This is a genomic window from Pedobacter sp. WC2501, from assembly GCF_052682415.1.
Genome location: NZ_JBQZFI010000001.1, coordinates 1814174 through 1826429 on the forward strand (window position 1 = coordinate 1814174; position 12256 = coordinate 1826429).

The window sequence follows — 12256 nt, forward strand, 5'->3', positions numbered from 1 at the left end:
TAATAAGATATGAAAAATAACGTAAAAAGATTATTCAGTATTCTATCTCTTTTAATACTTATTGTAATTACAACAGTAAAGTGTAAGAAAGATGCAGAAGAGATTGTTCCTGTGGTGGACGAACCTAAACCAACTGCAGGTTTTAACTTTGTTAAACCAGATACTCTGAAGTTTTTAGAGTATCAGTTTACCGGAAACTCTACAAATTATAAAAGCTTATTATGGCAGTTTGGCGATGATAGCACCTCTGTTGAGGTAAACCCAAAGCATACTTACCGTTTCCCTGGGAAATACAAGGTAACCTTAACTACAAGAAATGGCCAGGGTTATACTGCAGCAAAAGAAGTGATGCTTAGTGTGGTTGATCCGACTATAAATTATTCTATTTGTGGTGAAAATTACATGAAAACCATTGGCGGTATATTCTCGGTTAACCTGGAGGCTGGTGCTGGTGCTGATTCCGGAGAGGGCTCCAAAAAACTCGTTGATCAGGATATAAATACCAAATTTTTACAGGCTGGTTTCGATGGTACCCAAAGGTGTACTTTTGAGCTTAAAACACCACAGGTAGTGGGTGCATATACGTTAACCTCGGGTAATGATGCACCAGACCGCGATCCCAGATTCTGGATTTTGCAGGGCTCGTTAGATGGTATTCAGTATACAGATCTGCATACCGTTACAGTATGTCCTTGGTTAAATACAAATGAGAAGGATAGCAGAGGGGTTACTAAGCTTTTTCACTTCGATAACTACGTTGCCTATAAATTTTATCGGCTTTACATTAAATCGAACAGGGGAAGCCGTGTGTTTCAACTGGCCGAGTGGACCATCAATAAAAAACAACCCTAAGTAATAAGCGCTCACAATTTGAAGAATACATGAGGCTTAAAAACTTCATGTATTTTTAATTTAGAGAAGTCAAGTTAGAAATAACTGACTAGGTTATAAAATTTGATTTTTTTGAGATTTATTTTTAAATAAAAGAAGTCAAGTTTCCTGGCGTTATGGTCGTTAAAACTTGACTTCTTTAGACTCTATTTTAAATGTCGTTCGGACAATTAAAAATCGGCATCTCTTGCAAAAAAGTAAATTATATTTTATACATTAGTAAAACGTTTAACTAAGCGTTGCATCTAACCAGAATATAACATCAGATTTTCGATACACACACAAATTATGAACAAAACCAACACTTTAAAATTCTTAGGCATACTAGGCTGCATGTTTGTAGGCAGTTTGCTAAAGGCGCAGGAGCGGAAAGCCCCGGCTTATCCCCTAATTACACACAATACCTATTTCAGCATTTGGTCTGCCACGGATAAATTAAATGAGTCTTCTACTCAACATTGGACGGGTGCCGATCATTCCCTTTTAGGTATGATTAACGTTGATGGCAGTATCTATCGCTTTTTAGGTAAAGAAACCACTACCTACAAAACAGTTGTACCAACTTCAGATGAAAAAGGCTATGAGGTTAAATATACAGAAACTGAACCTCAGGGCGATTGGAAAGCTGCAAACTATACCGCCAGCAATTGGCAAACAGGTAACGCACCGATAGGAGATGATGCCAAAAATGTGAAAACATTATGGAAATCGCACGATATATGGGTGAGGAGAACCTTTAACGTTGCTAACCCGGCATCAATAAACGAACTGTTTTTAAAGATCAACCATGATGATAATATTGAGGTTTACCTGAATGGAAAGAAAATCTACACGAAAGAAGGCTGGACCAATAATTTCCAATATGTTGCCTTAAGCAATAGTGATAAAAGTGCGCTAAAAGCCGGATCGAATGTAATCGCCATCCACCTGATTAATACCGCCGGTGGCCGTTTCCTGGATTTTGGTCTGGTAGAAAAGCTAAAAGACAATGCCGAAAAGGTACAGCTGGCTAAACAAAAAAGTGTTGATATCAATGCCACGCAAACCATTTATAACTTTACCTGCGGTAAGATCGATTTAAAATTAACTTTTACCTCGCCGTTGTTAATGAACGACTTGGGTTTATTTGCACGCCCGGTTTCTTATGTTTCCTATCAGGTAAAAGCAAATGACGGTAAAACGCACCAAGTAAAAGTATACCTGAGTGCTTCTTCCAACATCGCAGTTTACCGTCCTACGCAAGAAGTAACGGCGAGCAAATACAGCACGGCCAAATTATCGGTATTAAAAACGGGTACCGTAGAACAACCAATTTTGCAAAAGGCAAGTGATGATATGCGGATTGATTGGGGTTATTTTTATGTAGCTGCGCCAAAAACAAGCAATGCCATTCAGTTTGTAACGGCCGAAAAAGATGCTGTCGATGCTTTTAGAAAAGGCAATTCTGCTTCAACCGCTAAACAAGGCAAAATGCTTGCATTAAATACTGTTATCCCCTTTGGAACAGTGGGTAAAGCTGCGGTAGAAAAATATGTTGAATTAGGCTATGATGAAATTTATTCGGTTCAATATTTTAATAAAAATTTAAGGCCATGGTGGAATACCTCGGGTAAAGAAACCATCGAAGCACAACTGACCGCTGCGGCTAACGAATATAAAGCCGTAATCCAGAAATGTGAAACATTTAATAAGACCTTATATGCCGATGCTTTAAAATCGGGCGGTAAAGAATATGCCGATTTATGTGTTTTGGGTTATCGCCAGAGCATTGCAGCGCATACTTTAGTAAAGAGCCCACAAGGTGAGATTTTATGGTTATCTAAAGAAAACAACAGTGGCGGTTTCATCAACACCGTCGATGTAACTTACCCTTCTGCACCATTATACCTGATTTACAATCCTGAATTATTACAAGGCATGTTGAACGGTATTTTCTATTTCAGCGAAAGCGGAAAATATCCTCATCCCTGGGCAGCTCACGATCTGGGCACCTATCCACTGGCCAACGGACAAACTTATGGCGAGCCAATGCCGGTTGAAGAATCGGGCAACATGATTATTTTAACCGCAGCAATTGCCAAAGCGCAGGGGAATGCCAACTACGCCAAAGCACATTGGAAAACCTTAACCACCTGGATTGATTATTTAACCAAAGAAGGCCTGGATCCGAAAACGCAGTTATGTACCGATGATTTTGCCGGTCATCTGGCCCGTAATGCCAACTTATCGGTAAAAGCAATTGTAGGCATTGCCTGTTATGCGCAAATGGCACAAACCCTTGGTTATGATGATGTAGCCAAAAAATACCGTGCAATAGCCGAAAGTATGGTGCCAAAATGGATAGAAATGGCCTATGCTGGCGATCACTATGCCTTAACTTTTGATAATAAAAATACCTGGAGCCAGAAGTATAACCTGGTTTGGGATAAGGTTTTAAACTTAAATCTGTTCCCTCAAAAAATCTACGAAACTGAAACCAAATATTACCTAACCAAGCAAAACAGATACGGTATTCCGTTGGATAGCAGAAAGGCTTACACTAAAAACGACTGGATTTTGTGGACAGCTACCTTTGCCCCAACCCAAAAAGAATTCGAAGCTTTGGTGCATCCTGTTTATAAACACGCTATCGAAACCGAATCGAGAGTGCCTTTGAACGATTTTTATGATTCGAACACCGGCATCCGCGATAACTTTAAAGCCCGGAGTGTAGTTGGCGGTTTTTACATGAAAATGCTTGCCGATAAATTAAATAGTAAATAAGATCTCACACCCTTTAAATTAACAATCGAAGGTTCTGCATTAATTTGCAGGACCTTTTTTATTCCCCTCTTTAGAGGGTGTCCGTAGGACGGGGTGTTTGAATCATGCAATTTAAACTACTAACCTTCATTGCATGCGACAGATCGTCCTTTCGACCGCAGTGGAGAAATCTAAAGACTGGTTTAATAAAATTAAAAGATTTCTCCATTTCGCTTCGCTTCAGTCGAAAGGACGACGTTTCTAGCTCGGCGATACATGAGCTTATATGTTTCTTAAATGCCTTATATGGTCAAAAAACTACTGTAGTTATCACTTTAAGATAAATCGTATTTCTTATCCTATCGGTTGGTGTCTCACCCAATGCTATTAACTTAAGCTATTTATATGTTTGGTGAGCTCTGTTTTTCCTCTTTTTAAATGTTACCCTAATAAAGCTTCTGTCTGGTTTTATGGGTATTTTAGAAGATGCTATTAGTTTAATAAGAGATTGAATGATATGCTCTGGGTTTAGCGTATTTAGTATTTGGATAATTACTTTTCTAACAAACCTGAAAGCATTTTGCCAATTGTATTTATATTTTAGTTTTCTTTTTTTGTTCTTGTCGATCTCCTGCTGTGCCTGGATGCCTAATAAAGCTACCAGATTCATCATAAATATATGTGCTTCAAACTCCTGGAATATTCCATCAGGTTTTCGACAACCAAACTGCTCTAGTTTCATCTTTGGTTTTAGTTTTTTAAAGCCTTCTTCTACAGGCCATCTTAGGCCATAAAGCACTTTCATATTCTCTGTGCAGATATCATTCATATCAAATAAGGAAGAAACAAGTATTTCTATCTCTCCAGTTTTCAATTGGATTTTTGTAACCCTAACAACGATTTTTTCAGTATTTAACCCATGTTTTAAACAGGATTTTCTTTCATTTGGGCTTGGATCCCACTCTGTTATAAAATCGTTTTCAGTCTGTTGGGTTATCCGTTTTGCAAAACAGGACTGAGCGGTGCTTATGCGAATGCAGAAATTCTGTTTTACTGCGTAAAGGCTTTTGCAGATATGAAAATATCCAAACCCCCGGTCTAAAATAACTATGGATTTACGGCCTGGGAGTTCTTCAATGCATGCATCAAAAAGTGTTTTTTCTGTTTTCTCCATCTTTGATATCCTTTTAGAAAGAATTGCCCCACTAAAAACATCATAAAACATAAAAATCTGTGCTAAACAACTTTTTACACTACCACCTTTTTCTGAATAGATTCCAAAAAAGTCTTTTATCTGCCTGGAAGGTGGTAACCCAACAGTAGAGCCATCACCGGCAATCAATTGATATCCCCTCCAAAGTTGTGAAGGGTTCTGTTTGTGGTAATCTGCCAGTATTTTGTTCAGATCCTTAAAAAAGGAGATGGATATTTTATATCGAGCCTTAGAAAAAGCTGCACCTGTTACCGCTTTTGAGGATAAACTAGGCAAAATTGTAGAAAGATTATACTCTACAGATTCTTTAAAAAGATTTAATACGATAGATACAACAACAGGGAAGCTTAAACTCCGCTTACGGGTAAAAAAGATTGGTTCTTTAAGGTATTGGGAAAAACTGTTTTTATCCTGAATGAAATCAAATGTTTTTTTTAGGAGCCACTTTATGTTGCTCCAATTTTTGATTCGAAGAAATTATACTCATTTACTTTACTTGTTTAATAGTTAAATATCAACATAATAATTTGATTTTCAAATATTTAAAACACTAAGTTAATAACATTGGTGTCTCACCGACTGAATAAAAGGTATCCTTATTAGGAAATGAGCGTGCAGTGGTTCTTGGAGGTTTTCAGCCCCGCCATTCGCTATAGCTCCGATGGAAGGAATCGGAGGCTGCCGCTACTGTCGGGTTTAGGCACAAAGGTTGGTGCTCCCTGCAACCCCGAAAATGAAATTACTGTTTTTGCCCAATAGCCCCGGTTGAAGTGTTACCCTGCAGCAACGAGGTACGAGGAAGCGAAGCGTATAAGCGTAAAACGGGAAGAAACTTTTTGTTGTGTACAGGCATTGCGCTCCAAATGAAAATTGGCATTTAAATTAGAAATGAACTTATGTTTGTCTCACCGATCGAAATAAAATCATTGCGTTTGTTGTAAGATTACTTCTTCGGCTGAAATAGCTCATCGCAATGATGATTTATCTGATCAAAACTCAAACTCCAATTGATTACTTTCTGGCTTTTCGATCTCCACATCATCATAAAACCGCGATAAGGTAATGCCTAAAAGCCTCACCTGTGTTGTACCGATAGCTGCCTCTTCCAGAAGTTTAATCGCCTCGGCATAAATTACCTCGGCTTTGTTTATGGGGATAGCAAAAGAACGGCTACGCGTAATGAGTTTAAAATCAGCGAACTTGATTTTTAGGATTACTGTTTTTCCACTTAGCTGGTATTTTTCTAAACGTTTGGCCACGGTTTCACTGATCTGTTTCAGCAGATCTTGCATCACGGAATCTTCATTTGTATCCTCTGCAAAAGTATCTTCTGCGCCAACCGATTTTGCCTCGCGGTTTGCCCTCACAGGCCTGTCATCAATACCGCGCACAATTTTATAATAAAACATTCCCGATTTTCCGAATTGGGCAACAAGCTGGGCTTCAGTTAATTTTTTTAAATCTGCACCCGTATTAATCTGCATGGCCTTCATTTTGGCGCCGGTAACTTTGCCTACCCCAAAGAATTTTTCTACCGGAAGTTTTTCCATAAAAGATTCAATCTTCGATGGGCCAATAAAAGTTAAGCCGTCGGGTTTATTCATGTCTGAAGCTACTTTTGCCACAAATTTATTGATCGATACGCCTGCCGAAGCGGTTAAATTTAACTCATTTTTAATGGCATCTTTAATCGATTGTGCAATATCAATAGCCGACCCAATTCCGAGTTTATCTTCCGTTACATCGAGGTAAGCTTCATCCAATGAAAGGGGTTCTATACTATCGGTGTACCGGCTAAAAATTTCCCTAAGCGCTTTCGAAACCGCGGTGTAGGCATCAAAACGGGGGTATACGAAAATTGCTGTCGGGCAAAGTTGATAAGCTTTACTCGAAGACATTGCCGAGCGGATTCCATATTGCCGTGCTTCGTAACTCGCTGTAGAAACCACACCACGGCTATCGGGTTTGCCACCAACCACTACAGGCTTTCCACGGTATTCAGGAAAATCGCGTTGCTCTACAGATGCGTAAAAAGCATCCATATCAATATGAATTATTTTTCTTAAAACCGGTGGATTTAAATCAGACATGCAATGATCTAAATTTCGTGATTTTTATCAGGATTATCGATTTAGATTTTCTTCTTTACAAAATATAGAGGGAGTACCGACTTTGTTTTAAGCAATTGCCCGAACGGTTTTATTTTAAGGAGATTGCATAATAAGATTTTGAGCGAAGCTAAATATATGAAAGCAGATCTCTCCGTTCTGCTGCGCGCCAGTCGAGATGACGATCGTTTCGGAAAGCCATACACTTTAAATCTTATCCCTTAAACCTTTTATCTAGTCCAACAATACTTCCACCTTATTCAGCAGCGAATCCATCTCGAAAGGTTTCTCCATAAAATCATTAGCACCAGCATCGAGTGCAGATTGCCTGATGTCTCTACTTGCGGAGATCATTAAAATTGGAATTTCGCTAAATTCCGGGTCGTTTTTAAGTTGTCTGCATATATCCCTGCCATCATATCCACTCATCCAAATGTCGAGCATAATCAGGTCTGGCTTATTTTTTACCGCATCTATTACTGCCCCACCATCATATGTAAATTCAACATTATAGCCCATTACTTCCAAAATCATCGTCACAGCGTCAACAATTCCTTCGTCATCATCGGCGATGAATATTTTCTTATTTCCCATTTTGTAATTTTATTTCATCTAGTTTTGCTTTGCAATAGGTTAAATGAGAAGGTGATTAATAGCGTATATTAATTAATGCAGTAAAGATGCTTTTTGTTTTAAAAAAAATGAATATTTATTTAAAGAATTTTATGGTAAATATTGATTAATGTCAATTGATAAAGTATAGCTGTTTTATTCCCGCACTAGTGAATTAACTGATAATTTATTTTACATGGCAGATATTCGTGCATTAATATTTTATATTTACAGCGTTTATTCAAATTAATTGGGTTTAACAGCCAAAAATGGATAGTATTAATATTAAGAAGTTAGCAGAAGCATTAAATTTATCTACTTCTACAATTTCGAGGGCTTTTAGGGATAATAGTGACATTAATCATGTTACCAAAGAGCGTATACTGACCAAGGCGAAAGAGTTAAACTACCAACCCAACCATTACGCTAGTAATTTAAGGGAGCAAAAAAGTAAAACCATTGCTGTCATTGTACCCGAATTAGCAAATAATTATTTTTCGCAGGCCATTCATGGTATTGAGCGAGTAGCCAGGGAAAATGGTTACCATATTCTGATTTACGTAACCGATGATGATTATAAAAAGGAAGTAACTTTTATTCGCCACTTACACAATGGCAGGGCCGATGGCATTATCATGTCTGTTTCCGGAGAAGCAAACGATCATAATTACCTCAATAAATTTGGCAGTAAAAGGCTGCCTTTAGTGTTTTTCGACCGGATATACGAAGACATTGATACTCCAAGGGTAATTACAAATGATTATAACAGCAGTTTTCTGGCAACAGAACACTTAATAGAGCAGGGTTGTACAAGAATTGCTTACCTGGTGGTGAATAAAAGTTTATCCATAGGTAAAACCCGTATGCAGGGTTACCTTGATGCACTGGCCAAGCATCAAATTCCTTTCGAAGAAAACCTGATTGTAGATTGCAGTAATAGCTACGAAGAAAATAGTGTGGTCATTAAAGATGCTTTAACGCAATTGAAACCTGATGGTGTTTTTACATCGGTAGAGCGTTTGGCTTTTGCCACCTATTATGCTTGTTACGATCTTGATATTAACATTCCGAAAGATTTAAAGGTGATCAGTTTCTCCAGTTTGGAAATCGCTCCTTTGTTAAATCCCTCCCTTACTACAATCACCCAGCCGGCCACCGAAATAGGAGAGGAAGCGGCTAAATTGTTATTTACTATTTTAGATGATCATGCCGATAAAAACCTGCCGAATGAAGTGGTTTTAGAGTCTAAAATTATCAAGCGGAATTCGACTATAAATGGGTAAAAAACGAGCCTATAAATGGGCTGGTTTTTAGTCCTAAATTTTCAAAAATTTTCTTCACTTAGTGTAAAATACGAAGAATTTAGACTGATTTTCGGGAACGTTCCCGAAAACAGGAAGAATTTTGTTCTAATTTTTTCGGGAACGTTCCCGAAAAAAGCACTAAAAATAACTTAGTGTAATTATTACACTTTAAATTAAGATTTGTAAATCATAATATTATGATTTACAATTATTTAAAAATTTAATAATTATTTATTGTAGACTTTTACCTGTATCAAAAAGCTATTTTTTATGCTGATTTTCTTGTCAATATTTTAGCTGGAAATATATTTTTTAAATAAATTTTGAAATATCATTAACAGCTGTAAATTAGTCAAATGTGTAAATCACTATAATATTTAACCAAATTTTTATACTTAAACGAGCTTCAAATATGAGAGTATTTTACCTGTTAAAACAGGGGCTTTTAGTGCTGTTAGTTTTTTCAGCATTAATGGTAAAAGCACAAACCGGATCGATATCAGGTAAAGTGCTTGATGAAACCGGCCTACCATTACCTGGCGCTTCTGTAGTTGTTAAAGGAACAACAAGAAGTACATCAACCGATGCTAATGGTAATTTTAAACTGGCAGGGTTATCGAATGGTTCGATAACGTTATCTGCAAGTTTTATCGGCTATCAAACCCTTGATAAAGCTGTAAGCATTTCAGCAAATGCTACCGTTAATTTTCAACTAGTGCCTGATGCACAAAAACTAAATGAGGTGGTGGTAATCGGTTACGGTACTGCCGAAAAGAAAAACCTCACCGGATCCATTACTACTGTAAACGCTAAAGATTTTCAAAAAGGAGCAATTACAACGCCTGAGCAGTTAATTCAGGGTAAGGTGGCAGGCGTGAACATTATTTCTAACAGTGGTCAACCTGGAGTGGGTAGCCAGATCCGTATCCGCGGCGGAGCCTCATTAAATGCCAGTAACGATCCATTGATTGTAATTGATGGGGTGCCATTTAGCGGAAATGCCATCGACAATGCGCCAAGTCCGTTATCGTTGATCAATCCGAACGATATAGAAACCTTTACTGTGCTTAAAGATGCAAATGCAACCGCCATTTATGGTTCGAGGGCATCGAACGGGGTAATCTTAATTACCACTAAAAAAGGCGGTTCTGGTGAACCGGTAATAAATTTTAGTACGAATAACTCCATTGCAACCGTTGCCAAAAAAGTAGATGTACTTTCTGCTGATCAAGTTCGCGCTTATGTTAATGCAAACGGAAACACAACGCAAAAAAGTTTGCTGGGAACGGCAAATACCGATTGGCAGGATGCGATCTATCAGCATGCATTTACCTCTGATAATAGTCTGAGTATAGCAGGTTCATTTAAAGGAGTACCTTACCGTGTTTCTGCAGGTTACTTAGATCAGGATGGTTTATTGATTACCGATAAATTAAAACGCGGAACAGGGTCAATTACTTTGTCGCCAAGATTGTTTAAAGATCATTTAAAGATCGATTTAAACTTAAAAGGATCACTAACCGATTCACACTTTGCAAATTCTGGTGCAATTAACTCCGCAATTCAATTCGATCCAACGCAGCCAATTAATGCTGACAATAAATACGGTAACTATTTCGAATGGACACAAGGTACAGGAAGTGCGATGGTTCCAAATCCGAATGCACCGCGTAACCCGGTTGCATTAATTAGGTTACAGGATAATAACGGTAATGCTGCACGTAGTGTAGGTAATGCTAAATTCGATTATTCATTCCACTTTTTACCAGAGTTGCATGCGAACTTAAACCTTGGCTACGATGTATCGAAAGGTTATGGTAATATCACTGTACCCATTTACGCGGCGCAAGCAGCGGCAACAAATGGCTCATTTTCCAGGGCTTTAAAAACAGAAGCTGATAAATTTTCAGAGTTCTATCTGAACTATGCACATACAGTAGAAAGCATTAAAAGTAGATTTGACGTAACTGCTGGTTACGGTTATTACGATATTGCAACTACTGGTTATAACTTTACCAATTACACAGGTTTGGGTGCGCCAATTGTTACTCCGGTATTCCCATTTTCGGTAGAGCGTAATAAAATGCTTTCTTACTACGGAAGATTCAACTATACACTTGCTGAAAAATATATCCTATCAGCCACAATGCGTGCCGATGCTTCTTCAAAATTTGCAGATAATAACCGTTGGGGATATTTCCCTTCAGTAGGTTTTACCTGGAGAATTATAGGAGAAAATTTCCTTAAGGATAGTAAAGTGCTTTCTGATCTGAAATTGAGATTAAGTTATGGTGAAACAGGTAATAAAGATGGTGCCGATATTGGTAACTACAACTACATCGCTAAATATTATGCCAACACCAATACCGGTCAATATCAGATTGGCAATACTTTTTACAATTATTATGCCCCGGCCGGATACGATCCTGATTTGAGATGGGAAACCACCACTACTTATAATGCAGGTTTAGACTATGGATTTTTAGGAGGTAGGTTATATGGTAGTATTGATGTGTATTACAAAAAAACGGCCGATTTACTAAGTAAGATTACCATCCCGGTAGGAACAAACTTTAGCAATGAACTGGTTACCAATGTAGGTAATATGGATGTTAAGGGTGCAGAAGTAAGCTTAAATTTTACGGCTATTAAAACTGAAAATACCACCTGGGATTTTGGTGTAAATGCATCGTATAACAAAAGAAAAGTAACCAATTTAACCCTGAACCCAAACTCTGGATTTAAGATTGATGCGGGTGATATCTCTGGAGGAACCGGAATCCACTTAAAATACAATGCGGTTAACCAGATTCCTCAATCGTATTTTATGTATAAACAGGTTTATGACGCAAGCGGCAAACCATTGGAGGGTGTTTTCCAGGATTTAAATGGTGATGGTACAATCACTACTGACGACCAGTATTTCTATAAATCGCCGGATCCTCAATTTACTTTTGGTTTCAATACCTCGTTTACTTACAAAAAATGGAGCATTAATACGGTTTTAAGAGCCAGTTTAGGCAATTACGTTTATGATAACGTGAGTTCGAACTTTGGTATAAAATCAAATCTATTGAGTACAGTAGGTATCCTTAATAACGCCGGCAGCGATATCTTAAATACCGGTTTTACGAATACACAATACCTAAGCGATTACTATATCAAGAATGCATCTTTTCTGAAAATGGATAATTTAGGCTTAGCCTATAACATTGGCAAACTATCTAAGGACGGAACTGCAACGATGAGAATTTCGGCAAACTGCCAGAATGTTTTCGTGGTAACAAAATACAAAGGCCTTGATCCGGAATTGGCTACAGGTATCGATTATAACCTGTACCCACGACCAAGAACATATACGCTAGGTTTAAACGTTGGTTTTTAAT

7 protein-coding genes are annotated in these 12256 nt (G+C 37.9%); 4 read left to right on the forward strand and 3 right to left on the reverse strand.

Annotated elements, in window-relative coordinates; genetic code table 11:
* Positions 1-9 precede the first annotated feature (9 nt).
* Complete coding sequence (locus ACUN24_RS07865; protein WP_445561993.1) at positions 10-852, forward strand: PKD domain-containing protein; 843 nt, start codon at positions 10-12, stop codon at positions 850-852.
* A 327-nt stretch (positions 853-1179) separates the two neighbouring features.
* On the forward strand, positions 1180-3654 hold the full coding sequence (locus ACUN24_RS07870; RefSeq protein WP_445561994.1) for a glutaminase domain-containing protein: 2475 nt from the start codon (positions 1180-1182) through the stop codon (positions 3652-3654).
* A gap of 376 nt (positions 3655-4030) precedes the next feature.
* Here ACUN24_RS07870 and ACUN24_RS07875 read toward each other — a convergent pair whose 3' ends face one another.
* The 3 genes from ACUN24_RS07875 to ACUN24_RS07885 all read right to left on the reverse strand — a co-directional run bounded on the left by ACUN24_RS07875 (position 4031) and on the right by ACUN24_RS07885 (position 7548).
* The gene (locus ACUN24_RS07875; RefSeq protein WP_445565126.1) at positions 4031-5314 is read right to left on the reverse strand and encodes an IS4 family transposase; all 1284 of its coding nucleotides are present in this window, start codon (positions 5312-5314) and stop codon (positions 4031-4033) included.
* Between the two features lie 521 nt (positions 5315-5835).
* A complete protein-coding gene (gene dinB / locus ACUN24_RS07880) occupies positions 5836-6936 on the reverse strand; it encodes a DNA polymerase IV (protein WP_445561995.1) in 1101 nt (366 codons plus the stop codon).
* A gap of 252 nt (positions 6937-7188) precedes the next feature.
* A complete protein-coding gene (locus tag ACUN24_RS07885) occupies positions 7189-7548 on the reverse strand; it encodes a response regulator (protein ID WP_193423072.1) in 360 nt (119 codons plus the stop codon).
* A gap of 287 nt (positions 7549-7835) precedes the next feature.
* Between ACUN24_RS07885 and ACUN24_RS07890 the strand changes: the two genes are divergently transcribed.
* Together ACUN24_RS07890 and ACUN24_RS07895 are read left to right on the forward strand one after the other, a co-directional pair.
* Positions 7836-8849: a LacI family DNA-binding transcriptional regulator gene (locus ACUN24_RS07890; RefSeq protein WP_445561996.1), complete on the forward strand. Its 1014-nt coding sequence runs from the start codon at positions 7836-7838 to the stop codon at positions 8847-8849.
* A 433-nt stretch (positions 8850-9282) separates the two neighbouring features.
* Positions 9283-12255: a SusC/RagA family TonB-linked outer membrane protein gene (locus ACUN24_RS07895; RefSeq protein ID WP_445561997.1), complete on the forward strand. Its 2973-nt coding sequence runs from the start codon at positions 9283-9285 to the stop codon at positions 12253-12255.
* Position 12256 lies beyond the last annotated feature (1 nt).

Bases quoted from the DNA above. Each gene is read 5' to 3' on its own strand.
- ACUN24_RS07895 (WP_445561997.1), top strand. From the start codon at position 9,283: ATGAGAGTATTTTACCTGTTAAAACAGGGGCTTTTAGTGCTGTTAGTT.
- ACUN24_RS07870 (WP_445561994.1), top strand. From the start codon at position 1,180: ATGAACAAAACCAACACTTTAAAATTCTTAGGCATACTAGGCTGCATG.
- dinB (WP_445561995.1), bottom strand. From the start codon at position 6,936: ATGTCTGATTTAAATCCACCGGTTTTAAGAAAAATAATTCATATTGAT.
- ACUN24_RS07885 (WP_193423072.1), bottom strand. From the start codon at position 7,548: ATGGGAAATAAGAAAATATTCATCGCCGATGATGACGAAGGAATTGTT.
- ACUN24_RS07865 (WP_445561993.1), top strand. From the start codon at position 10: ATGAAAAATAACGTAAAAAGATTATTCAGTATTCTATCTCTTTTAATA.
- ACUN24_RS07890 (WP_445561996.1), top strand. From the start codon at position 7,836: ATGGATAGTATTAATATTAAGAAGTTAGCAGAAGCATTAAATTTATCT.